We start from the raw sequence: 24,243 nt of genomic DNA, 5'->3' as shown, positions 1-24,243 counted from the left end.
AGCCCAGGAAAATCGGATCAGGGCAGCAGGAAGAAAGCCCGCCGACAATTACCCTCTTTGTATACGGCGTAATTGTTAATGGCGGACTCCCGCGATGTTTACGTGGTGTTGCGAAGTCCTCACCCGGGTTCCGCCCCCCGCGCGGCCGGACCGGTCCGTGCGGCGCAGCCGGTGGGCGGCCGTGACCCGCTCGGCGTGCTGGACGGCGAGCGCCCTGGCCCGTTCGGCGTCCCCGCGCGCCACGGCGTCCACGAGGGCTCCGTGCTCGGCCCAGGATTCCGCGGGCCTGGCCGGCTGCTCCACGGAGTACATCCAGGCGATCTTGTGCCGCAGCTGCGTGAGCAGCGCGATCAGGGCCGGGCTGCCCGACGCCTGGGCGAGCGTCTCGTGGAACCAGCCGCCGAGCGAGCGCAGGTCCTCCCCCTCACCTCGCCGCACCCTCTCCTGACCCAGCCTGACCAGGCCCCGGAGCACTTTGAGGTGCGCGTCGGTGCGGCGCTGCGCCGCGCGCGCGGCGCCCAGCGGCTCCAGCAGCATCCGGATCTCCAGGAGGTCGGCCGCCTCCTGCTCCGTGGGTTCGGCGACACAGGCACCGGCGTGCCGGCGGGTGACGACGAAGCCCTCGGACTCCAGGGTGCGGAGCGCCTCGCGCACCGGGACGCGGGAGACGCCGTAGCGTCGCGCGAGCACCTCCTCGGTGAGGCGGCCGCCGCGCTCGAAGACACCGGAGACGATGTCGTCACGGATCGCCGTGCATACCGACTGCGCGGGAATGCGCATGTCCGAACCTCCGCCTTAATCCCCGCGAAACGCGGCCGATCGACGCCTGTTCCGTGACTCTATTGCAACCGGACGGAATTTCCGACGGCGGGGTGGAATCCATGGATATCTTTTGGCTGGAAGTCAGTTCTGCGCGGCCCGGAGACACCGCGGCAACCCGGGGTACGACGAAGGCCCCGGCGCGTGCCGAGGCCTTCGTCGGAGCGGTGCGGGCGAGCCCGGGGTCAGACCTGGACGCCGTGGGCGCGGAGATAGGCGACGGGGTCCATGTCCGAGCCGTACTCGGGGGTGGTGCGGGCCTCGAAGTGCAGGTGCGGTCCGGTGGAGTTGCCGGTCGAGCCGGAGAGGCCGATCCGCTGCCCCGAGCCGACGCTCTGGCCGACCGAGACGCCGATCGAGGAGAGGTGGCCGTACTGGGTGTACGTGCCGTCCTTCATCCTGAGCACGATGTTGTTGCCGTAGGCACCGCCCCAGCCCGCCTCGACGACCGTGCCGGCACCGACGGCGACGACGGGGGTGCCGGACGCGGCCTGGAAGTCCACGCCGGAATGGGTGCCCGAGGACCAGAGCGCGCCGCCGGACTTGTAACCGGTGGTGACGTGCGAACCGGCGACCGGGAGGTGGAAGGCGTTGAGACGGGCGCGCTCGGCGGCGCGTGCGGCACGCGCCTTCTCCTCGCGGACCTCCTTGGCGCGGGCCTCCGCCTTGCGCTTGGCCTCGGCCTTCGCCGCGGCGACGTCGGCCTGGTGCTGCTGCGCCTCCGCCTGGGCCTCGATCTGTGCGGCGAGGCTCGTGTCGAGGGCGACCGCCTGGGCCAGGCCGGTGCTTGCGGTGACCTCGGAGTCCGCGGCGAGCGCCGGGGAGGCTGTGGCGCCGATGACACCGGTGGTGGCGAGGGCGGCGATGCCGGCGACCCGGGCGCCCCTGCGCGTCAGGCGGCTCGGGGCACGGTGCTTCCCGGCGGCACGGATGAACGCCATGAAGTGGCTGGTCCTTTCCTTCCTTCTCGCCTACCGGGTTAGCTGACGGGTTCGGAGCAGGAAGGTCTCCTACGGGCCCCTCTCGTCTCGTGCGAGACGCAGGGATCCGATTCACCCCAGGGACTTCATGGGTCCCCGGCTCCCCAGGCTCGCGCCTGACGGGGACTCGGCGATGGCTGTCCGGAGCCGCGGTCGCGGCTCGTGTCCGGCGGACAGCCGAGCCGACGCTAGGACGGGCCCCTCGCCCGCACCAAACGGAAAGCATCTTTTGTCGGACATCCCACAGGATGAACGCGCACTTCTCTTGATAAATCAGACAAAAGACAGGACCCCGGCGGAGTGCCCGCCGGAGTCCCGAATGTGCCGGACCGTCAGCCGCTGACGACCGTCACCTCGCCGATGCCCAGCTCCCGTACCGGGTCCGCGATCTGCGCGGCGTCACCGACCAGCACGGTGACCAGACGGTCGACCGGGAAGGCGTTGACCACCGCGGCGGTGGCCTCGACCGTGCCCGTCTCGGCCAGGCGCGCGTACAGCGTGGCCTGGTAGTCGTCCGGGAGGTGCTGCTCCAGCTGGTCGGCCAGGGTTCCCGCGACAGAGGCCGCCGTCTCGTACTTCAGCGGGGCCACGCCGACGAGGTTCTGCACGGCGGTCTCACGCTCAGCGTCGGTGAGCCCCTCGGCCGCCAGGGTGCGCAGGACCTTCCACAGGTCGTCGAGCGCCGGCCCGGTCGACTCCGTGTCCACGGAGCCGCTGATGGCGAGCATCGCCGCACCGGTGGAGCCGGAGGACGAACCGGGGGCCGTCGAACGCAGCACCTGGCCGAAGGCCCGGACACCGTAGGTGTAGCCCTTCTCCTCGCGCAGCACGCGGTCCAGCCGGGAGGTCAGGGTGCCCCCCAGGCAGTACGTGCCGAGGACCTGGGCGGGCCACACGCTGTCGTGCCGGTCGGCGCCGATCCGCCCGATGAGGAGCTGGGTCTGCACGGCCCCGGGTCGGTCCACGATGACCACACGGCCGGTGTCGTCGGCGGTGATCGGGGGCACCGGGCGTGCCTGGACCGTGTCCCCCGACCAGTCGCCGACGGTGTCGGCGAGCAGTTCGTCCAGATCGATGCCGGTGAGGTCGCCGACGACGACCGCGGTCGCGGTGGAGGGACGGACGTGCGCGTCGTAGAAGGCGCGGACGGCCGCGGCGTCGATGCGCCGCACCGTCTCCTCCGTCCCCTGGCGCGGACGCGACATCCGGGCGGTCGCCGGGAAGAGCTCCTTGGAGAGCTGCTTCGCCGCCCGCCGGGCGGGGTTGGCCTGCTCGTGGGGGATCTCGTCGAGCCGGTTGCCCACCAGGCGCTCGATCTCGCTCTCCGCGAAGGCCGGGGCCCTCAGCGCCTCGGCGACCAGGCCGAGCGCCTTGGCGAGCCGGGAGACCGGCACCTCCAGGGAGACGCGGAGACCCGGGTGGTCGGCGTGGGCGTCCAGGGTGGCGCCGCAGCGCTCCAGCTCGGCCGCGAACTCCTCCGCGGAGCGCTTGTCCGTGCCTTCGGACAGCGCGCGGGCCATGATCGTGGCCACACCGTCGAGGCCCTCGGGCTCCGCGTCCAGCGGCGCGTCGAGGAAGATCTCCACGGCGACGACCTGCTGGCCGGGGCGGTGGCAGCGCAGGACGGTCAGGCCGTTGGGCAGGGCACCCCGCTCGGGCGCGGGGAAGGCCCAGGGCCTGGCCTCGCCGGCGGTCGGCTGCGGGTGGTACTCCATCGCTACTCCAGTCACGGCGGCGTCGGTCACTTGTCGGCCCCCTCGTGCGCGTCGGTCTCGGGCGCGTCGGTGCCGTCCGCCTCGTCCGCCGGCTCCACCGGCTCGTAGACCAGGACGGCACGGTTGTCGGGCCGCAGATGGGCCCGGGCGGCGGCCTTGACCTCGTCGGCGGTCACGTCGAGCACGCGGCCGACCGCGGTCAGGGCGAGCTGCGGGTCGCCGAACAGGACGGCGTACCGGCACAGTTCGTCGGCACGGCCGGAGACCGTGCCGAGCCGGTCCAGCCACTCGCGCTCCAACTGTGCCTGGGCGCGTTCCATTTCCTCAGGGGTGGGGCCCTCCTCGGCGAAGCGGGCCAGCTCCTCGTCGACCGCCTCCTCGATCCGCGGGACCTCGACGCCGCCGGACGTCTTGACGTCCAGCCAGCCCAGCGAGGGCGCGCCGGAGAGCCGCAGCAGCCCGAATCCCGCGGCCACGGCCGTACGGTCGCGGCGGACCAGGCGGTTGTGCAGGCGGGACGACTCGCCGCCGCCGAGCACGGTCAGCGCGAGATCCGCGGCGTCGCAGGCACGGGTGCCGTCGTGAGGAAGCCGGTAGGCCGCCATCAGCGCACGCGCCGGCACCTCCTCGTGGACCACTTCGCGCAGCTGGCCGCCGATGATGTCCGGCAGCGTGCCGTCACGCGGGGGCTGCTTGCCGTCGTGGGAGGGGATGGACCCGAAGTACTTCTCGATCCAGGCGAGCGTCTGCTCCGGGTCGATGTCCCCGACCACGGAGAGCACGGCGTTGTTCGGCGCGTAGTACGTCCGGAAGAACGCCTGCGCGTCCTCCAGGGTCGCCGCGTCCAGGTCGGCCATCGAACCGATCGGCGTGTGGTGGTACGGGTGGCCCTCCGGGTAGGCGAGCGCGGTGAGCTTCTCGAACGCCGTGCCGTACGGGACGTTGTCGTAGCGCTGGCGGCGCTCGTTCTTCACCACGTCCCGCTGGTTCTCCATGGACTCCTCGTCGAGCGCGGCGAGCAGCGAGCCCATCCGGTCGGCCTCGAGCCACAGGGCCAGCTCCAGCTGGTGCGTGGGCATCGTCTCGAAGTAGTTGGTGCGCTCGAAGCTGGTGGTGCCGTTGAGGGACCCGCCGGCTCCCTGCACCAGCTCGAAGTGTCCGTTCCCCTTGACCTGGCCCGAGCCCTGGAACATCAGGTGCTCGAAGAGGTGGGCCAGGCCTGTGCGGCCCTCGACCTCGTGTCGGGAACCGACGTCGTACCAGAGGCAGACCGCGGCTACCGGGGTCAGATGGTCCTCGGAGAGCACCACGCGCAGGCCGTTGGCCAGCCGGTGCTCGGTCGCCGTCAAGCCGCCGGAACCGGCCTGGGCTGTGGCCGTGTGACCCATGGGCATGTACGTCCCTTCGATCGGTACAGGATTTTCCTGCCGGACCTGCCACTGTAAGCAAGCGCACGGGCACCTGGCGAAGTTCCCGCCGGGTGAATGTTGTCGTAGATCCTGCCGTGAAGAGGGGCTTCGCGGGGCCCCGGAGACCGCTTCGGACGGGTCGAGGTCGGGGTTGTCGGTGCGGCGGTCCACAATGGTCGGCGTCAGAACCTGAGGTTGCCCGACAGAATCTGTGAAGGAGTCGCAGCCGCGATGGCCCGCCGCAGCACCAAAACCCCGCCGCCGGACGACTTCGAGGAGAAGATCCTCGACATCGACGTCGTCGACGAAATGCAGGGCTCCTTCCTCGAGTACGCGTACTCGGTGATCTACTCCCGGGCTCTGCCGGATGCCCGGGACGGCATGAAGCCCGTGCACCGCCGCATCGTGTCTCAGATGAACGAGATGGGACTGCGCCCCGACCGTGGGTACGTGAAGTGCGCACGGGTCGTCGGCGAGGTGATGGGCAAACTGCACCCGCACGGCGACGCGTCGATCTATGACGCACTGGTGCGCATGGCACAGCCGTTCTCGATGCGCCTGCCCCTCGTCGACGGGCACGGCAACTTCGGCTCCCTGGGCAACGACGACCCGCCGGCCGCCATGCGGTACACCGAGTGCCGGATGGCCGACGCCACGTCGCTCATGACGGAGTCGATCGACGAGGACACCGTCGACTTCCAGTCGAACTACGACGGCCAGGAGCAGGAGCCGGTCGTCCTCCCGGCGGCGTACCCGAACCTCCTGGTCAACGGCGCTTCGGGGATCGCGGTCGGCATGGCCACCAACATGCCCCCGCACAACCTCGGCGAGGTCGTCGCCGCCGCGCGCCACCTGATCCGGCACCCGGGCGCCGACCTCGAGACCCTGATGCGATTCGTCCCCGGACCCGACCTGCCGACCGGTGGCAGGATCGTGGGCCTCGGCGGCATCAAGGACGCGTACGCCTCCGGGCGCGGCACGTTCAAGATCCGTGCCACGGTCGCCATAGAGAGCGTCACGGCGCGCCGCAAGGGCCTCGTGGTCACCGAACTCCCCTTCACCGTCGGTCCGGAGAAGGTGATCGCCAAGATCAAGGACCTGGTCGGGTCGAAGAAGCTCCAGGGCATCGCCGACGTCAAGGACCTCACGGACCGCGCGCACGGGCTCCGTCTGGTGATCGAGGTCAAGAACGGCTTCGTGCCCGAGGCCGTGCTGGAGCAGCTCTACAAGCTGACGCCGATGGAGGAGTCCTTCGGCATCAACAACGTCGCGCTCGTCGACGGACAGCCGCTCACCCTGGGGCTCAAGGAGCTCCTGGAGGTCTACCTCGACCACCGTTTCGACGTGGTGCGCAGGCGCAGCGAGTTCCGCCGGACCAAGCGTCGCAACCGGCTCCACCTGGTCGAGGGCCTGCTCGTGGCCCTGCTCGACATCGACGAGGTCATCCGCCTCATCCGGGACAGCGACAACTCGGGACAGGCGAAGGAGCGCCTGATGGAGCGCTTCTCGCTGAGCGAGATCCAGACGCAGTACATCCTGGACACCCCGCTGCGCCGCCTCACCCGCTTCGACCGGATCGAGCTGGAGACCGAGCGCGACCGCCTGAACCAGGAGATCGCCGAGCTGACCGCGATCCTGGAGTCGGACGCCGAGCTGCGCAAGCTCGTCTCGGCCGAACTGGCCGCCGTGGCGAAGAAGTTCGGCACCGACCGGCGCACGGTACTGCTGGAGTCGTCGGGTTCGCAGGTCGCCTCGGTGCCGCTGGAGGTCGCCGACGACCCCTGCCAGGTGCTCCTCTCCTCGACCGGCCTGCTGGCCCGTACGGCGAACGCCGAGCCGATCGTCCAGGCCGAGGACGCGAGGAGGGCGAAGCACGACGTGATCGTCTCGGCCGTCCGCGCGACGGCACGCGGCGACGTGGGCGCGGTGACGTCCGGCGGACGGCTGCTCCGCCTCTCGGTGATCGACCTGCCTCAGCTGCCGGACACCCATGCGGCGCCCAGCCTGTCGGGCGGGGCGCAGATCTCGGAGTTCCTCACGCTTGAGGCGGACGAGACCCTGGTCTGCCTCACCACCCTGGACGAGGAGTCACCGGGTCTGGCCATCGGCACCCTGCAGGGTGTGGTGAAGCGCGTGGTGCCCGACTACCCGGCCAACAAGGACGAGTTGGAGGTCATCGCGCTGAGGGACGGCGACCGGATCGTCGGCGCCTCCCAGCTGCGTACGGGCGAGGAGGACCTGGTCTTCATCACGTCCGACGCACAGTTGCTGCGCTATCCGGCGGGTCAGGTCCGGCCGCAGGGCCGGGCGGCCGGCGGCATGGCGGGCATCAAGCTCGCGGCGGGATCGTCGGTCCTGGCCTTCTCCGCGGTCGACCCGTCCGCGGACGCCGTGGTGTTCACGGTCGCGGGGTCGCACGGCACGCTGGACGACTCCGAACGGACCTGGAAGCTCACCCCGTTCGATCAGTATCCGCGCAAGGGCAGGGCCACCGGCGGGGTGCGCTGCCAGCGCTTCCTGAAGGGTGAGGACGTCCTGGTGTTCGCCTGGGCCGGGGAGACACCGGCGCGGGCGGCGCAGAAGAACGGCACACCGGCGGATCTGCCTGCCCAGGATCCGCGCCGTGACGGTTCGGGGACACCGTCCACGAACCCCGTCGCGGTGATCGCCGGACCGCTGTAGGACCCCGGCCGGACGGCGGGACCGGGGTAAGCCCTCAGGCCCCGCCGTCCGGCTGCCGCACATAGCGCAGGACGCCCCACATGCTGCGTTCCAGCTCGTCGGCGGCGTCGGTGTCCTGCGGCACCCGGGCGGCGGCGGTGTCCTGCCGTTCCCGGTCGGCGGCGTCGGTGTCCTGCGGTACCCGGTCGGCGGCGTCGGTGTCCTGCCGCCCGTCGAGGGCGTTGCGCGGCTCCTCGCGGCACCCCTCAAGCTGCTTGTGGAGCGCCTCGGCGTCGATGCCGGACCCGATCAGCACCAGTTGGGTCCGCCGGGGCTCATGCCGGGGCCACGCCTGCGGGACGAAACGCAGGAACCCGCCGACGGCATGCAGGGCGTAACGGTTGCGCGGATCACCCGCGCCGAAGTCGGCGAAGCCCTTGATGCGGTAGAGCCCGGCCCGCCGGGAGTCGAGGAACTCCATGAACCTGCGGGGGCTGAGCGGCAGTTCCGTGGTGAAGGAGACGCTCTCGTACGCCGCGTGCAGATGGGCCTCGTGCGTACGGTCCGCCTCGGGAAGCAGATCCTCGAAGGTCAGCTGCCGCGCGATCTCGCCCTCGTCCGGCGCGAGGGCGGGGTCGAAGAGGAGCTCGGGGTCGATTCTGCCGTAGACGGCGCTGATCACGGCCGCCCTGCCACCGGCCTCACCGACGGCACCCCGCACCTCGCTCAGGTCCGCTTCCGTCACCCGGTCGGTCTTGTTCAGCACGATCAGGTCGGCGACGGCGAGGTGACGGTCGATCTCGGGGTGGCGCGTCCTGGTCGCCGGGAATTCGGCGGCGTCGACAACCTCGACCAGCCCTCCGTACCTGATGTGGGGGTTGTCGCTGGCCAGCAGCATGCGCACGAGTTCCTGCGGCTCGGCCAGGCCGCTGGCCTCGATCACGATCACGTCGAGTCGGGCGCTCGGCCGGGTGAGCTTCTCCAGGAAGGTGTCGAGTTCGCTCGCGTCGACCGCGCAGCACAGGCAGCCGTTGCCGAGGGACACCGTGGCCCCGACGTGACCGGCGACCGTCATGGCATCGATCTCGATGGATCCGAAGTCGTTGACGATCACGCCGATCCGGTTGCCCGACCTGTTGCGCAGCAGATGGTTGAGCAGCGTCGTCTTACCGGAGCCGAGGAACCCCGCCAGGACGACGACCGGGATCTGCGAGGCGTGGGGCGGGGTCAACTGGTGCCTTCCTGGGTCGGCCGGAGCGCCGGTACGGGGCGCGGCGGCGGGGTCCCGACATAGCGGGCCGCCGGTCGGATGATCTTCGGGTCCTGCGCCTGCTCCAGGATATTGGCGCTCCAGCCGACCATGCGCGCGGCACAGAAGGTGGGCGTGAACATCTCACGGGGAAGCCCGCAGAGCTCCATGACGACACCGGCGTAGAACTCGACGTTCGTGTGCAGCTCACGCCCGGGCTTGAGCTCGGCGAGAATCGCCTCGACCTGCTGCTCGACCTCGACCGCGAAGTCGGCCAGCGGTCCCCCGAACCCCTGCGCGATCGACCGCAGCATGCGGGAACGCGGGTCCTCGGTGCGATAGACGGGGTGCCCGAACCCCATGATCCGCTCCCCCGCGAGGACCCGTTCCCGGATCCAGCCGTCGATGCGGTCGGGGCTGCCGATGGCGTCGAGGGTGTCCAGCGCCCGGCTGGGGGCGCCGCCGTGCAGCGGCCCGGAGAGCGCGCCCACGGCCCCGACCAGACAGGCGGCGACGTCCGCGCCGGTGGAGGCGATCACCCTCGCGGTGAACGTGGAGGCGTTGAAGCCGTGATCGATCGTGGAGATCAGGTAGCGCTCGACCGCCGAGGCCCGCGCGGCGTCCGGCTCCTCGCCGGTGAGCATGTACAGGTAGTTCGCGGCGAACGGCAGGTCGTCGCGCGGCTCGACCGGTTCGAGGCCGGCGCCGAGGCGGTACAGAGCGGTCAGCAGGGTGGGAACCACGGCACACACGGCGAGCGCGTCGTCCCGGCGGCGGTCGGCGCCGATGTCGTACACCGGACGGAAACCGGCGGTCGCGCCGAGGAGCGAGAGCGCGGTACGGAGCCCGGCGAGCGGACCGGAGACCGCTCCGGCGCGGGCGATGGACGGCAGCGCCTCCCGCACCTCCGCGGGCAGGCGGCGCAGGCCCGCGGTACGCGCGGCGAATTCCTCGGCGGCGGCCGGGGCGGGAAGCTCCCCGTGGAACATCAGGTACCAGACGTCCTCGAAGCTGCGGCTCGCCGCCAGCTCGATCGCCGAGTAGTGCCGGTAGTGGTAGAAGCCCTCGCGGCCGCGTACGTCGCCGAGAGCGGTGTCGGTGACGATCACACCGGCGAGCCCGCGGGGCACGTCGAGCGAGGTGGTTTCCGTACGCGTGGAAGGCATGGCAGATCTCTTTCCGCTGGGAGGTCGTGCATTGATTCCACTGTCCAAGGTTGACGGCAATGTCGTCAATGTTGATTGAATCAACATCAGGACCGGATTCCTCGTGACTGAACATGGATGAGACATGGACAGGCACGGGTACGGTGATGTCATGACGCATGAGCCAGTCCATGGAGCCGCCGGCGATGAACGCGAGGCCGGTGTGAGCCGGGAGGCCGACCTGAGCCGGGAGGCACGGGGAACGGGCGCCGGCCGTGAGTCGTCGGGAGCTGGCTTCGGGTCGGACATCGGGGAAACGGACTCCGGGCCGGACGCCGGAGCGTCGGGCCGGGGTGGCAGGCTCACCACCCGCGAGGCCGCGGACCTGCTGGGGGTCAAGCCCGAGACCGTCTACGCGTACGTGAGCCGCGGACAGCTCACCAGCAGGCGCACTCCCGGCGGACGCGGCAGCACGCTCGATGCCGCACAGGTGGAGGCGTTGGCCCGCCGGACCGGGCGCAGGGACCCGGCCACTGCAGCGGCCGGTGATCTGGTCTTCCGCACAGGCCTCACGCTCATCGAGCCGGACCGGTACTTCTTCCGTGGCGTCGACGCCACGCAGCTCGCTCGCCATTACGGCTTCGAGGAGGTCGCCGAGTGGATCTGGACCGGCGAGCTGCACCCCGGCATCCGATTCGCCGCCGCCCCCGACTCACTGGCCGCCGCCCGGCGTACGGCCGCCGCGCTGCCCCGGCACAGCAGCTCCACGGACAGGCTGCGAGCGGCGGTCGCCGCGGCGGCGGCCGCCGACCCCTTGCGGTTCGATCTCTCCGCCCAGGGGGTCCTCGACTGCGCGCGCAACCTGGTCCCCACCCTGGTCGGGGCGCTGCCCGATGCGGCCGAGGCAGGCCCGGCCTCGGCCGGGCCGGAGCCCGCCGTCGGTTCGCAGGAGGCACAGGATGTGCAGCAGGCGCAGGAGAGTGCCTTCGGCAAGGAGGACGGTGCGGGTGAATCGCTGGCCCACCGGCTGTGGCGGAAGCTCTCGGGCCGGCCCGTGGACGCGGCCTCGCTGGACGTGTTGGACACCGCGCTCGCGCTGCTGGCCGACCACGATCTGGCGGCTTCGACCCTGGCAGCACGGGTCGCCGCGTCGACGCACGCGCATCCGTACGCCGTGGTCTCCGCCGGCCTCGGCGTCCTGGAGGGGCCCCTGCACGGTGCCGCGAGCGGGCTGGCCCACCGCATGCTGGCCGAGGTCGTGGAGCGGGGCAGCGCGGCACCGGTGGTCGCCGACCACCTGCGGGCGGGCCGCCCGATCCCGGGACTCGGCCACAAGCTCTACACGGGCGAGGACCCACGGGCGCGACTGCTCTTCACACTGCTGGAGAGCGTGCCCCAGGCGGAGGCCGCACTCACGGCGGCTCGCGACGTCATCACCACCACGGCCCGCCACACTCCCCTGCACGCCAACATCGACCTGGCGCTCGCCGTGCTCTCGGTGTCCTCCGGCATGACAGGAGAGGCGGGCGAGACCGTGTTCGCGGTGTCCCGCACGGTCGGCTGGATCGCCCACGCCATGGAGGAGTACGCGGAACGTCCGCTGCGCATGCGTCCCAGCGGGCAGTACTGCGGGCCGCGCCCACCCCGCCCCCTGCCGACTCCCCTGCCGTCCGTACCGGACGCCGAGTAGGCACCGCCGTACGACGGCGTGGCAGCCGGCGACGCGGTCGTCGTACGACTCCGGGCGCGGCGTCGGCCGCGCTGCACGACTCGGCAGCGCGACTGTCGACCCCGTCACCGCAAATTAGCTACAGCCGACGGCAATTCTCTCCTGTGCGCTACCGGGGCGGGCGGGTCGTGGACCCGCGGACCACCAGTTCCGGCTCGAACAGGAGCTCGTCGGACGGCACCGTACGCCCGGCGATCTGCACGGAAAGCAGCTCGACGGCCGCCCGCCCCATGGCCTCGATCGGCTGTCGCACCGTGGTCAGGGGCGGCTCGGTGCAGTTCATGAACGCAGAATCGTCGTAGCCCACGACGGAGACGTCACCGGGAACGGACAGTCCGCGGCGCCGCGCCGCGCGCACCGCTCCGAGAGCCAGCGGGTCACTGGCACAGATGATGCCGGTGACGCCGTGGTCGAGCAGCCGCATGGCCGCGGCCTGGCCGCCCTCCAGCGAGAACATGGCCCGCGCCACCCACTCGTCCGGGATGGTGACCCCCGACTGCTCGGCCAGCGCTCGGGCGGCGGCCAGCTTGCGCTGGGAGGGCACGTGATCGGCCGGGCCGAGGACGAACCCGATCTTCTCGTGCCCCAGGGAGACGAGATGGCGCCAGGCCTGTTCGACGGCCACCGAGTCGTCGCACGAGACCGCGGGGAAGCCGAGGCGCGCTATGGCGGCGTTGATCAGCACGACCGGGATCTTGCGGTCGGCCAGCACCTTGTAGTGGTCGTGGGGCGCGTCGGCCTGGGCGTAGAGCCCACCCGCGAACACGACTCCGGACACCTGCTGCTGGAGCAACAACTCGACGTAGTCGGCCTCCGAGACACCGCCCTTGGTCTGCGTGCAGAGGACCGGCGTCAGCCCCTGTTGGGCGAGCGCGCCGCCGACGACTTCGGCGAAGGCCGGGAAGATGGGGTTCTGCAGTTCCGGCAGGACCAGTCCGACCAGTCGGGCCCGCTCTCCGCGGAGTTGCGTGGGACGTTCGTATCCGAGGACGTCGAGGGCGGAGAGGACGGCTTGCCGTGTGGCGTCGGAGACACCCGGCTTGCCGTTCAGCACGCGGCTGACCGTGGCCTCGCTGACTCCTACTTTCTTGGCAACCTGAGCAAGTCGTCGCGTCATGAACGCAAGATTAGCGCAAGAAGCGCAAACAGATTGCGTGGAGTCGGATGCCCATAGAACGCTCACAGACGCGACTCCCGAAGGCAAGGGCCCCGGTGCGCCGGTGTTCGGACGAACCGGGCGGACGGGCCACCGTTTCGGTCCACCGGCGCTGGAGCCGGCGCCGGCTCTGACTCCGGCTCCGGCTCCGGCTCCAGCTCCAGCTCCAGCTCCAGCTCCAGCGACCGAACCGTGCAGATTTCGGGAAGGCCGCGTTCGGCATCTACCGTTCGTACGATGAGCGCCCCACCGACCACCCCGCGGGGACAGCGCCGGTTCGGCCGGCCGAGACGGGTCTTCTCGCAGGTCCTCCTGATGCAGCTGGCCATCATCACCGGCGTCACCGTTCTCGCCACCGGGCTCTTCCTGGCGCCGCTCAGTGCGCAGCTCGACGACCAGGCCATGCGACGCGCCCTGGCCATCGCGCAGAGCACGGCCGCGCAGCCGCAGATCGCCGAGGCCCTGCTCACCAGCGAAGCGAGCGCGCACGGCCCGGTGCAGTCCGCGGCCGAACGGATCCGACGGTCGACCGGTGCCGAATACGTCGTGGTCATGGACCTGCACGGGGTGCGCTGGTCCCACACTGATGTCTCCCGCATCGGCGGCATCGTCTCGACCGATCCCAGCAGCGCGCTCGCCGGCAGGTCGGTGATGGAGATCGACAGCGGAACCCTCGGCCGGTCCGCGCGCGGCAAGGTGCCGCTGCGCGACGGATCGGACCGTGTGGTCGGGGCCGTCTCGGTCGGCATCGCGTACGACAGCGTTCGCGCCCGGCTGCTCTCCGTGATCCCGGTTCTGCTCGCCTACGCCGGGGGGCACTGGCCGTGGGCGCCCTTGCCGCGTACCTGATCTCCCGGCGCCTCCAGAGGCAGACCCACGACCTGGCGTTCTCCGACATCTCAGCGCTGCTGACGGAACGTGAGGCCATGCTCCACAGCATCCGTGAGGGCGTCGTCGCGCTGGACCGCACCGGGCACATCAGGCTCCTGAACGACGAGGCCCAGCGTCTGCTCGGCCTCGGCCCGGACGCCGCGGGCAAGCAGCTCGAAGAGGCTCTAGGTGCGGGCCGGACCGCCGACGTACTGGCAGGGAGGGTCGTCGGCGACGACCTGGTGACCGTACGCGGCAGCCGGGTGCTCCTCGCCAACCGGATGCCGACCGACGACGGCGGGGCCGTCGCCACGCTGCGCGACCGTACGGAGCTGGAGTACCTCGGGCGTGAACTCGACTCCACCCACGGCCTCATCGACGCGCTCCGCGCCCAGGACCACGAGCACGCGAACCGCCTGCACACGCTCCTGGGGCTCCTGGAACTGGAGATGCACGAGGACGCGATGGAGTTCGTCACGGAAGTCGTCGGCGTCCACCGGGCCACGGCCGAGCAGGTCACCGAGAAGGTGCACGACCCTCTGCTGGCCTCGCTCCTGGTCGGCAAGACGACCGTGGCCGCTGAGCGGGGTGTCGCCCTGCGGATGGCGCCGGGGTCATTGCTGCCGGACCGGCTGGTGGACCCACGCGGCCTGGTCACGGTCCTGGGCAACCTCGTGGACAACGCCCTGGACGCGGCTTCCGGGTCCACCGGTGCCCGGATCGAGGTCGGGCTGCGCGCCGAGGGCCGCACCGCCGTACTGCGGGTGCACGACAGCGGGCCGGGTGTGGCTGCGGATGACCGGGAACGCATCTTCACCGAGGGCTGGTCGACCAAGGAGGTTCCCGCCCACGGCAAACGAGGCCTGGGATTGCCCCTGGTACGCCGGTTCGCGGAGCGACAGGGGGGCAGCGTCTCCGTGACGGACGCCGACGAGGGCGGGGCGGTGTTCACCGTCGTTCTCCCCGAAGCGCTCCGCGAAACGCCACCGGGACCGGAACCCGGGCCGGGACCGGCGGCTGCGCAGGTCGGAACGGACATCCCTGATCCGTGCGGCCCGTCGGTTCACACACCGTCCGCGAAGTCTGGAGAAGCCCTGTGATCGAGGTCCTCGTCGTGGACGACGACGTAAGGGTGGCCCGCATCAACGCGGCCTACGCCGCCAAGGTGCCCGGCTTCCGCGTGGCCGCCGTGGCACATTCCGCGGCCGAGGCTCTCGCCCGGGTCGGGGAGATGCCGGTCGACCTGATCCTGCTCGACCACTACCTGCCGGATCGCGACGGCCTGGCCGTGGTACGGGAGTTGCGTGAGCTGGGCCACCAGGCGGACGTGATCATGGTGACCGCGGCCCGCGACGTCGCGACCGTCCAGGCAGCGATGCGCCACGGTGCACTTCAGTACCTGGTGAAGCCGTTCGCGTACGCCGGGCTCCGCACCAAGCTGGAGGCGTACGCGGCGCTGCGCCGCACCTTCGAGGGCGGTGGCGAGGCCGAACAGACCGAGGTGGACCGCTTGTTCGGCGCTCTGTGGGCCACGGGCGAATCAGGTCTGCCGAAGGGGCACTCGGCGACGACCGCGGAACTCGTCCGTCAGTCGCTTCGCTCGGCCGCCGGGCCGCTGTCCGCTCAGGAGATCGCGGACGGCGCCGGTATGAGCAGGCAGACGGCCCAGCGCTACCTCAAGCTGTTGGAGCGCACCGGCCGGGTACGGCTGTCCCTGAAGTACGGCGAGACGGGCCGCCCAGAGCACCGGTACACCTGGGCCACGGACTCCTGAGCTCCGCCGGAACGGACTCCTGAAGTCTGCCGACGTCTGCTGATGTACACGCGGCGCATAACGGCGGTGCAGACGCTCAGGCGCCACGGCCGGTCGGAGCACGGTCGGTCAGGCGCCCCGTCAAGGACGCGCAGCACCGCCGGGCGGGTGGCCGGCGATTGCGCTGCCTGCGGTTCCGGGCGCCCTATCCGGGGCGCCCGGAACCGCAGGCAGCGCACACACGGGCATGGGGCGCGGGGCATGTGCCTGGCTGGGGCTCCGGGCCTCCGGAGCCAACAGCGCCGAGCCAAGGCCACGAAACCAGCACCGCACCGGCACCGGCTCCGCCACCCACACCACCGGTCGGGGCTACGCCGCACCCGCTCCGGTGAGCGCCCGGACCTCCGTCTCCGCGTGCTTCGCCGTGTCCGGAGGTTCGGAGGACGTGACGGTGCCGATCCAGCCCGCCAGGAATCCGGCAGGGATGGACACCAGTCCGGGGTTCTCCAGCGGGAACACCGCGAAGTCCACGCCCGGGAGGAGTGAGGCCGGCCCCCCGCTGACGACCGGCGAGAGCAGAACGAGCAGGATCGCCGGGACCAGTCCGCCGTACACCGCCCAGACCGCTCCCCGGGTGGTGAAGTTCCGCCAGAACAGCGAGTAGAGCAGCGCCGGGAGATTGGCGGAAGCAGCGACCGCGAAAGCCAGCCCCACCAGGAAGGCGACGTTCAGGTTCTGCGCGAGGAGACCCAGCGCGATGGCCACCACCCCGACGCCGGCCGCCGCCACCCTTGCCACGCCTACCTCACTGCGCTGCTTGGCACCTGGCCGCCGGAACGAGGCGTAGAGATCGTGGGCGACCGAGGCGGAGGACGCGAGGGTGATACCGGCCACGACGGCGAGGATCGTGGCGAAGGCGATCGCGGCGACGACGGCGAAGAGCACCGTGCCTCCCGTAGAGCCCTCGCCGCCTCCCAGGACGAGTGCCAGGAGGGGAACCGCCGTGTTCCCGGAGGTGTTCGACGCACGGACGTCGGCCGAGCCCACGAGCGCGGCGGCTCCGAAGCCGAGCACGATCGTCATCAGGTAGAAGCTGCCGATCAGGCCGATGGACCAGACGACGGAGCGACGGGCCGCCCGCGCCGTCGGCACGGTGTAGAAGCGCGACAGGATGTGCGGCAGGCCCGCCGTCCCGAGGACGAGTGCCAGGCCGAGGCTGATGAAGTCGAAGCGCGCGGTCCAGCTGCCGCCGTACCTGAGCCCCGGAGCGAGGAAGTCCTTGCCGTGACCACTGCGGTCGGCGGCGGCGGTGAGGAGGGCGTTGAAGTCCCCTCGGAAGTGCACGAGGACGAGAACCGTGAGTGCCACGGCCCCGGCCATGAGCAGGACGGCCTTGACGATCTGGATCCACGTCGTGGCACGCATGCCGCCGAGGGACACATAGACCACCATGAGCGCACCGACTCCGACCACCGTCCAGGACCGGGCGGTGTCGCTCGTACCGCCGAGCAGCAGCGCGACGAGGCTACCCGCGCCCACCATCTGTGCCACGAGGTACAGCACCGAGACGGTGACGGACGACGCCCCCACCGCCGTACGCACGGGGCGCTCCGCCATACGGGCGGCGACCACGTCCGCGAGCGTGAAACGCCCGCAGTTGCGCACGAGTTCCGCCACCAGCAGCAGGACGACCAACCAGGCCACGAGGAAGCCCACCGAGTAGAGCATGCCGTCGTAGCCGAAGAGCGCGATCAGCCCGGAGATCCCGAGGAAGGAGGCGGCGGACATGTAGTCCCCGGCGATGGCGAATCCGTTCTCCATGGGTGAGAACAGTCGGCCTCCGGCGTAGAACTCCTCCGCCGAACCCTGCCGATTCCGGCTCACCCACGTCGTGATGCCGAGTGTGACGGCGATGAACACGCTGAACAGCAGCAGCGCCAGCGTCTGGTGGTTCCCGCTCACCGGCTGATCCCTCTTGTCATCTCCTGGGTCTCCCAACGCAGTTCCAACGCCGCCCGGTCCCGGTGCAACCGCGCGTGCCGCGCGTACGCCCAGGTAAGGAGGAAGGTCGTGAGGAACTGCCCCAGCCCTGCCACCATCGCGACGTTGAGCGCCCCGGCCACGGGGCGCGCCATCAGGTCGTGAGCCGTGGTGGCCGCGATGACATAGGCGAGGTACCAGAGCAGGAACGCGGCAGCCGCGGGAACCACGAACCGCCGGTACCGGCGCCGCACTTCGCGAAAGGCCGGACTGTTCTGCACCTCCAGATAGATCTCGGCCGCGCTGTACTCCTGCCGTGCCCCCGCATGGGACCAGCCGTCCCCGGCCGCACTGCCTCCCGCGCCGTCCGGCTCGCCCCACCCGGCGGCCGGCGCCTCGTACCACGGGTCGTCGAGCCGCAGTCCTGCGGCGTCCGGCCCTGCTTCCTTCTCCACCAACAACTCCCTTGTCCACGAGCCTTTTCGGCCGCGTAGCCAAGAATGGGCAGATCGGGAAGATCCCGGGCACTTCATTCGCCGTGCTTCACCATTTCAGGTGACGGAAGTCCCGGGTGGGTGTGCGATCCCCCTGCCGTACGCATAGCGCACCGCCCCTGTTCTGTCGCGCGCTCCCGTCTTGGCGAAGAGATTGTTGATGTGCGTCTTCACCGTGGCCCGCGAGATGTGGAGGGTGCGAGCGATCTCCGCGTTGGAGAGCCCGTCCGCGATGAGGATCAGCACCTCGGCCTCGCGGGGCGTGATCCCGTCGGGCAGTTCGGACGGGACCGCAGAACCCGACACGGCGGCCTGGGCGGTGACCCGCTCGAGCAACCTGCGCTGCACCTTCGGTGAGAGCCCCGCCTCACCGGACAGCACCGCCTGGATGGCCTGCGCGATCTCCTCGCCGCGGGCGTCCTTGGTCAGATAGCCACGAGCGCCCGCCTGCAGAGCGGTGAACAGCGAGTCGTCGTCGGCGAAGGTCGTAAGGACCACCACCTGGGTGCGCGGATGCTCACGGCGGATGCGACGCGTCGCCTCGACCCCATCGCATCTCGGCATCCGGAGATCCATCAGGACCACGTCGGGCGCTTTCTCCTCGACGAGGGCGACTGCTTCCTCCCCGTCCTTGGCAGCCCCGACGACCTCGATCCCGGGCAGCAGTCCCAGCAGCATGACGATGCCCTCGCGGACCACCGACTGGTCGTCGGCGACCACCACCCGCGCGGTCACGCGGGAACCCGCAGACTCACCACGAACCCCTCCTCGTCCGGCCCTGCCTCCAGGGTGCCGCCGAGCAGCTCGGCGCGCTCTCTCATCCCGAGAAGACCGTAACCGGACCCACTGTCAGCGAGATCCCCACCCGAACGGTTGCCCCCGGCATCCCGGACCTCCAGTACCACGGTCTCCGGCCCGTACTCGAGGCGGACGAACACGGCCGCCCCGGGGGCGTGCTTCCGGGTGTTCGTCAGCGCCTCCTGAGCGACCCTGCGGACCGTCTGCGACGCCTCCGCGGTGAGCTCCCGGCGCTCCCCTGCCACAGACACCTCGGCCGGCTCACCGGCGACCAGTTGCTTCAGGAACTCCTCCACCGGAGTCATCTCCCCACGCAATGCGGACAGAGCCTGGCGCGTTTCGGCGAGACCCTCACCCGCCATGGCCCGGGCGGCCACCACCCTCGCCAGCACCTGATCACGGAACGGCCCGGCAGGCTCCCGCTCGATCAGCAGCCTGGCCGCCTCCAGATGCACCAGTTGCGCGGAGAGACTGTGGGCCAGTACGTCGTGGATCTCGCGGGCGATCCTGGACCTCTCCGCCAGGGCGGCTGCCCCTGCCTCTGCCTTACGAGCGGCCCTTTCCTGGGCGAGGAGCCTCCGGGAACTGCCACGGGCCTCCGCGTCGAGTCGCAGTACGTATCCGCCCAGGCACAGACTGCCCGTGGTGATGACAGTGGTCAGCCAGCCGTCCTGCTTCACGACCGCGTAAGCGACGAGCGCCACTGCCGTGAGGGGTACCCCGGCGGAGAGCGGGAGGCGTTCCAGCGCGATCACGGCACAACCGCACCACAACGCCACCGCGAGTGCGCCCGCACCGGCTTCCAGAGCCCCGAACGCCACCGTGATCAGCAAAACGAGCAACCCGAGGGACGGCCACAGCCGGTGTTCCCTGGTGGTGCGGAAGAACGTCCTGCCCGCCATGGCACAGCCTGCCGTCAGCAGCAGGCCGATCGCGATCTGCCACAGCGCGAACCGGCCGTCCGAGAAGGCTGACCAGAGGAGACCGATCAGCACCGCGCTCCACACGAACCGCGCGATCATCGCCCGGCTGCGGGCCTGGGGCGCCTTGCTGAGAGCTTCCCGGGACGGCCAGTCCGTCCACGTACTCCGCATCACGCGCGGCCCTTCCCCATGCTCTGCGCGGGCGTCGGAGGCATGACGCCCGCTGCGACAGCGACTGCGTCACCGTACTGCTCGCGCAGACTCCGGGTCCGCAGGACCAGCACGCCGCTGCGGGCCAGCAGCATGGCCGCCAGCGACACGAGCAGGGCCGGCGTGCCCTGGTGTATCCCCAGGGCGAGGGCGGCGGCCGCGAGGGACACCCGCAGGCCCATGCCCCCGGCCCATATGAAGAGGGTGGCCCTGGTCCCACGGCTCCAGACCGACGCGTCGGGCTCCTGCCACAGCCGAGCGGTCCATCCCCACCCGGCACCGGTGATCAGCCCCACCAGCAGTCCCGCGCCGAGCATCGCGCCGGAGATCGCTTCATGGTGAGGGTCGATGACGCCGTCGCTCTTCAGGGCGACGAACGTCAACACGGCCGGCAGCACCCACCAGCGCCTCTCGTCACCGACCCGCTGGGCCGAGAACTGGCGCGCGACGAGAAGCGCGAGGACCGCGCAGATCACCAGAACGTCGAAGAGCCGTGACATGGCTGCCTCCGGGAGACGTGAAGAAGTGTTGTCTTCGACGCTACGGAGGCCCGGCGATCATGGGATCGGCCCAGGGGTTGACCGTGAGTGGAGAAGCACTCTCCACCCACGGGTGGAGAGTGTCAGACGTCGATCCGCGACCGGTCCAGTGTGGCCGCCGAGCTCGTGATGAACTCCTTGCGGGGCGCGACCTCGTTGCCCATCAGGAGGTCGAAGACCTGCTCGGACGATTCCAGGTCCCCGATGTTGATGCGCCGCAGGGTGCGGTGGCGCGGGTCCATCGTGGTCTCCGCCAGCTGGTCCGCGTCCATCTCGCCGAGGCCCTTGTACCGCTGGATCGATTCCTTGATCCGGACGTTCTTCCGCTGCAGCTCCAGCAGCGTCTGGCGGAGCTCGTTGTCGGAGTACGTGTAGATGTACTTGTCCTGGCCCTTCTTGGGCTGGACCAGCTCGATCCGGTGCAGCGGGGGCACGGCCGCGAAGACCCTCCCCGCCTCGACCATGGGCCGCATGTAGCGCTGGAAGAGCGTGAGCAGCAGGGTGCGGATGTGCGATCCGTCGACGTCGGCGTCCGTCATCATGATCACCTTGCCGTAGCGTGCGGCATCGATGTCGAACGTGCGGCCGGATCCAGCTCCTATGACCTGGATGATGGCGCCGCACTCCGCGTTCTTCAGCATGTCCGAGACGGACGACTTCTGGACGTTGAGGATCTTTCCGCGGATGGGCAGCAGCGCCTGGAACTCGCTGTTGCGAGCCAGCTTCGCGGTGCCGAGCGCCGAGTCGCCCTCGACGATGAAGAGCTCGCTGCGCTCGACGTCGTCACTGCGGCAGTCGGCGAGCTTGGCCGGCAGCGAGGAGGACTCGAGCGCCGTCTTGCGGCGCTGGGCGTCCTTGTGCTGGCGGGCCGCGATGCGCGTGCGGGCCGCGGCCACGGCCTTGTCCAGGACAGCCCTGGCCTGGGCCTTGGCGTCCCGCTTCGTGGACGTCAGGAACGCCTTCAGTTCCTTGGCGACCACGTTGGCGACGATGCGATTGGCCGCGGAGGTACCCAGCACCTCCTTGGTCTGGCCTTCGAACTGCGGCTCCGCGAGGCGCACGGTGACGACCGCCGTGAGGCCTTCGAGGGCATCGTCCTTGACGACGTCGTCCTCGGCGACCCGCAGCAGCTTCGCGGAACGCAGTGCCTCGTTGACCGTCCGTGTCAGTGAGCGTTCGAAGCCCGACACATGGGTGCCGCCCTTGGGGGTGGCGATGATGTTGACGAAGGACTTGACGTTGGTCTCGTAGCCGGTTCCCCAGCGGAGGGCGATGTCCACACCCAGTTCACGGGTGACCTCCGTCGCGGTCATGTGCCCCCGGTCGTCGAGCACCGGCACGGTCTCCTTGAATGTCCCGGTCCCACTGAGCCGCTGCACGTCGCAGACGGCCTTGTCCTGGGCCAGGTACTCGCAGAACTCGCTGATACCGCCGTCGAAGCGGAAGGTCTCCTCCGTCTTGCCCTCGCCGTCGATGCCCCGCTCGTCGCGCACGACGATGGTGAGGCCGGGGACGAGGAAGGCGGTCTGGCGGGCCCGCTGGTACAGCGTCTCGAGGTTGAGCTTGGCGTCCTTGAGGAAGATCTGGCGGTCGGCCCAGTACCGCACGCGGGTGCCGGTACGGGTCTTGGGGACCCGCTTGCCCTTGCGGAGGCCGTTGGCGGGGTCGAAGGGGCTGTCGGGGTCCTGCTCGGTGAACATGCCCGGGACCCCGCGCCGGAAGCTGATGGAGTGGGTCGCGCTGTTGCGGTCGACCTCGACGTCCAGCCGGGCGGAGAGCGCGTTCACGACGGATGCGCCCACGCCGTGCAGGCCGCCCGAGGCCGCGTAGGAGCCGCCCCCGAACTTTCCGCCGGCGTGCAGCTTGGTCATGACGACCTCGACGCCGGAGAGGCCGGTCTTCGGCTCGACGTCCACCGGGATCCCGCGGCCGTTGTCGCGCACCTCGACGGAGGAATCGTCATGGAGGATGACCTCGATGGAGTCGCAGTAGCCGCCCAGGGCCTCGTCGACCGAGTTGTCGATGATCTCCCAGAGGCAGTGCATGAGTCCGCGGCTGTCCGTGGACCCGATGTACATTCCGGGGCGCTTACGAACCGCTTCGAGCCCTTCGAGGACGAGAAGGTGCCGCGCGGTGTAGTTGGAGCTGTCCCTGTCTGCGCCGCCTGCTCCGGTCAGCAGCGCAGTGGACGGCACGGAATCGGCGGTCACGCGGTTCGCTCCTCGCTGAATTTCATTTTGGGCCCAGTGGGGATCGGGCTCGGCCTGGGTGGCCGCTGAGAGCCTACCGAGGCCTGGTAGAGCGGTTGTAACGCCACCCATGGGGAATCCTTATGCTAGTGCAGCCTCGCATAGGCGTTCGATCACTCGTCGGAGTGACGCGCACATCACGTTCCCTTCGAGGCATGAACCATTTAGGCTCCGGGCACGTCCTCATGAACAACCGGCACGCCAGCCGGCGGACCGGCCCACACAAGCAACGCGAAACCGTAGCGCTACGCAATACGGCACATTCGCCGCCAACCGGCGACAGACAGCCATCCCGAGAAGAAGTTTCGAAGAAATGCCACGAGCGGGAACGTTTTCGGCCTGGTTGGATGTTGACCCTGGTACGACAGCTCGTCGAGCTAGAGAAGAGGCGACGTGACTACTGTTCTGACCCCCGCGAGCCCGCTGACCGCAGCAGACCGCTGTGACCGTTGCGGCGCCCAGGCATATCTGCGCGTCGTCCTGATCAGCGGCGGTGAACTGCTCTTCTGCGCCCACCATGGTCGCAAGTTCGAGCCGGAACTCAAGAAGATCGCCGCGGAAATACAGGATGAGACGGACCGGCTCACTGCCGTGCAGGCCAGTTCCGCCGACGAGGAACAACACTGACACCTCGCATCCACGACGAGCCATGGGCCCGGTCCTGGACCGGCCGACGGGCGGCCTCCCGGCAGGGGGGCCGCCCGTTCTCATGTGCCGCGACGCGATCCGGCGGTCAGCTCCGGCCGGCCATCCACCGGATCGCCGACGAGACGCGCGTGTACACACCGGGGCTTCCGGGGCTCCCGCAGCCGCTGCCCCACGAAACGAGCCCGACAAGGCGCCCACGGGCCACCAGCGGCCCTCCGCTGTCCCCCTGGCATGCATCCCGCCCCCCGGCGGTGTCACCGGCGCAGAGCATCGATGAGGCGTCGTACGCACCCCTTGCGCCGCCGGGGTAGGCCCGGGCGCAGTCACTGTCCGGGAGCACCCGCACCGAGGCGGCCCGCAGCCGGGCCGCGTAGGTGCCGTATCCGGTCGTGTCCCCCCAGCCGTACACCTTTGCGGCCGTACCCGGCTCGTATGCCGCGCTCCCCGCTCGCGCCATCGGGATGACACTGCTCTCCGGCAGCGCACGGGCCAGGGTGACCACCGCGAGGTCGCCGGCGTTCGTACGGGGGTCGTACGCCGGATTGGCCCATGCGGACCGCACCGGGATCTCCTGGCCACCGGGTCCGTTCAGTTCGTCCCGGCCGACGATGATCCGCAGGTCTCGGATCTCCGAGACGGCCGCCCCGAGGACGTCCTGCCTCAGACAGTGGGCAGCGGTCAGCACCTGTGTGGGGGCGATCGCCACACCGCCGCAGAACTGGCCCGCGCGGGTTCCCCCGAATCGGTCACGGCTCGACAGGGCCACCACCCACGGAGTGTCCGCGATCGCCGCCGGTTTGCCGCCGATGATGATGCTGTCAGCCGCCGCGGTGGACGGGGGGCCGAGCGGCGTGACGGCGGTAGCTATCGCCAGGGTGCAGGCCGCCGGCAGGACACGGGCGAGGACGCGGGGCAT

The 24,243-nt window shown here is 70.4% G+C and carries 18 protein-coding genes, 1 pseudogene and 1 riboswitch; of the genes and pseudogenes, 5 read left to right on the top strand and 14 right to left on the bottom strand.

What is annotated here, in order from left to right:
- Positions 1-75: 75 nt before the first annotated feature.
- The 4 genes from ACFYY2_RS26670 to ACFYY2_RS26655 form a co-directional block, all read right to left on the bottom strand.
- A complete protein-coding gene (locus ACFYY2_RS26670) occupies positions 76-780 on the bottom strand; it encodes a GntR family transcriptional regulator (RefSeq protein ID WP_388747376.1) in 705 nt (234 codons plus the stop codon).
- Positions 781-1,004: 224 nt separating this feature from the next.
- Positions 1,005-1,760, bottom strand: coding sequence for a M23 family metallopeptidase (locus tag ACFYY2_RS26665; protein WP_388747372.1), 756 nt, complete (start codon positions 1,758-1,760; stop codon positions 1,005-1,007).
- 12 nt (positions 1,761-1,772) lie between these two features.
- Positions 1,773-1,942: riboswitch (cyclic di-AMP (ydaO/yuaA leader) on the bottom strand.
- 189 nt (positions 1,943-2,131) lie between these two features.
- Positions 2,132-3,514 carry a M16 family metallopeptidase gene (locus tag ACFYY2_RS26660; RefSeq protein WP_388747604.1) on the bottom strand — a complete coding sequence of 461 codons (1,383 nt, stop codon included), beginning with the start codon at positions 3,512-3,514 and terminating at the stop codon, positions 2,132-2,134.
- 26 nt (positions 3,515-3,540) lie between these two features.
- Positions 3,541-4,908 carry a M16 family metallopeptidase gene (locus ACFYY2_RS26655; RefSeq protein WP_388747369.1) on the bottom strand — a complete coding sequence of 456 codons (1,368 nt, stop codon included), beginning with the start codon at positions 4,906-4,908 and terminating at the stop codon, positions 3,541-3,543.
- 246 nt (positions 4,909-5,154) lie between these two features.
- Here ACFYY2_RS26655 and ACFYY2_RS26650 point away from each other — a divergent pair, with 246 nt between their 5' ends.
- Entirely contained in the window at positions 5,155-7,605 is a 2,451-nt protein-coding gene (locus ACFYY2_RS26650) for a DNA topoisomerase (ATP-hydrolyzing) subunit A (RefSeq protein ID WP_388747366.1), read from the top strand.
- A 34-nt stretch (positions 7,606-7,639) separates the two neighbouring features.
- Here the strand turns inward: ACFYY2_RS26650 and ACFYY2_RS26645 are convergent, their stop codons facing one another.
- Positions 7,640-8,815 carry a CobW family GTP-binding protein gene (locus tag ACFYY2_RS26645; protein ID WP_388747363.1) on the bottom strand — a complete coding sequence of 392 codons (1,176 nt, stop codon included), beginning with the start codon at positions 8,813-8,815 and terminating at the stop codon, positions 7,640-7,642.
- Positions 8,812-9,999 (bottom strand): citrate synthase/methylcitrate synthase, encoded by a 1,188-nt coding sequence (locus ACFYY2_RS26640; RefSeq protein WP_388747361.1) that lies wholly within the window; start codon positions 9,997-9,999, stop codon positions 8,812-8,814. Before ACFYY2_RS26640 ends, ACFYY2_RS26645 begins: the two co-directional genes overlap by 4 nt.
- 151 nt (positions 10,000-10,150) lie before the next feature.
- Here ACFYY2_RS26640 and ACFYY2_RS26635 point away from each other — a divergent pair, with 151 nt between their 5' ends.
- Complete coding sequence (locus ACFYY2_RS26635; protein ID WP_388747358.1) at positions 10,151-11,668, top strand: citrate/2-methylcitrate synthase; 1,518 nt, start codon at positions 10,151-10,153, stop codon at positions 11,666-11,668.
- Positions 11,669-11,816: 148 nt separating this feature from the next.
- Here the strand turns inward: ACFYY2_RS26635 and ACFYY2_RS26630 are convergent, their stop codons facing one another.
- Positions 11,817-12,824 (bottom strand): LacI family DNA-binding transcriptional regulator, encoded by a 1,008-nt coding sequence (locus ACFYY2_RS26630; protein ID WP_388747355.1) that lies wholly within the window; start codon positions 12,822-12,824, stop codon positions 11,817-11,819.
- A 276-nt stretch (positions 12,825-13,100) separates the two neighbouring features.
- Here ACFYY2_RS26630 and ACFYY2_RS26625 point away from each other — a divergent pair.
- Together ACFYY2_RS26625 and ACFYY2_RS26620 are read left to right on the top strand one after the other, a co-directional pair.
- A pseudogene (locus ACFYY2_RS26625) lies at positions 13,101-14,833 on the top strand (ATP-binding protein).
- A complete protein-coding gene (locus ACFYY2_RS26620) occupies positions 14,830-15,507 on the top strand; it encodes a response regulator (RefSeq protein ID WP_388747352.1) in 678 nt (225 codons plus the stop codon). Before ACFYY2_RS26625 ends, ACFYY2_RS26620 begins: the two are co-directional and overlap by 4 nt.
- Before the next feature lie 348 nt (positions 15,508-15,855).
- Here ACFYY2_RS26620 and ACFYY2_RS26615 read toward each other — a convergent pair whose 3' ends face one another.
- The 6 genes from ACFYY2_RS26615 to ACFYY2_RS26590 all read right to left on the bottom strand — a co-directional run bounded on the left by ACFYY2_RS26615 (position 15,856) and on the right by ACFYY2_RS26590 (position 22,640).
- Positions 15,856-17,448 (bottom strand): cation acetate symporter, encoded by a 1,593-nt coding sequence (locus tag ACFYY2_RS26615; RefSeq protein WP_388747349.1) that lies wholly within the window; start codon positions 17,446-17,448, stop codon positions 15,856-15,858.
- Positions 17,445-17,921 carry a DUF485 domain-containing protein gene (locus ACFYY2_RS26610; protein WP_388747346.1) on the bottom strand — a complete coding sequence of 159 codons (477 nt, stop codon included), beginning with the start codon at positions 17,919-17,921 and terminating at the stop codon, positions 17,445-17,447. Before ACFYY2_RS26610 ends, ACFYY2_RS26615 begins: the two co-directional genes overlap by 4 nt.
- A 96-nt stretch (positions 17,922-18,017) precedes the next feature.
- Positions 18,018-18,695 (bottom strand): response regulator, encoded by a 678-nt coding sequence (locus ACFYY2_RS26605; protein WP_388747343.1) that lies wholly within the window; start codon positions 18,693-18,695, stop codon positions 18,018-18,020.
- Complete coding sequence (locus ACFYY2_RS26600; protein ID WP_388747340.1) at positions 18,692-19,855, bottom strand: sensor histidine kinase; 1,164 nt, start codon at positions 19,853-19,855, stop codon at positions 18,692-18,694. Before ACFYY2_RS26600 ends, ACFYY2_RS26605 begins: the two co-directional genes overlap by 4 nt.
- Positions 19,852-20,391 (bottom strand): DUF1453 domain-containing protein, encoded by a 540-nt coding sequence (locus ACFYY2_RS26595; protein ID WP_388747337.1) that lies wholly within the window; start codon positions 20,389-20,391, stop codon positions 19,852-19,854. Before ACFYY2_RS26595 ends, ACFYY2_RS26600 begins: the two co-directional genes overlap by 4 nt.
- A 122-nt stretch (positions 20,392-20,513) precedes the next feature.
- A complete protein-coding gene (locus ACFYY2_RS26590) occupies positions 20,514-22,640 on the bottom strand; it encodes a type IIA DNA topoisomerase subunit B (protein WP_388747334.1) in 2,127 nt (708 codons plus the stop codon).
- Between the two features lie 432 nt (positions 22,641-23,072).
- On the opposite strand from ACFYY2_RS26590, the gene ACFYY2_RS26585 reads away from it, so the two are divergent.
- Positions 23,073-23,306 (top strand): hypothetical protein, encoded by a 234-nt coding sequence (locus ACFYY2_RS26585; RefSeq protein ID WP_327113740.1) that lies wholly within the window; start codon positions 23,073-23,075, stop codon positions 23,304-23,306.
- Positions 23,307-23,412: 106 nt separating this feature from the next.
- Here ACFYY2_RS26585 and ACFYY2_RS26580 read toward each other — a convergent pair whose 3' ends face one another.
- Entirely contained in the window at positions 23,413-24,243 is an 831-nt protein-coding gene (locus ACFYY2_RS26580; RefSeq protein ID WP_388747328.1) for a S1 family peptidase, read from the bottom strand.

This window comes from Streptomyces sp. NPDC001822, assembly GCF_042892135.1.
In the GTDB taxonomy this organism is placed as follows: domain Bacteria; phylum Actinomycetota; class Actinomycetes; order Streptomycetales; family Streptomycetaceae; genus Streptomyces.
This window is presented reverse-complemented; position numbering and strand designations above follow the sequence as displayed.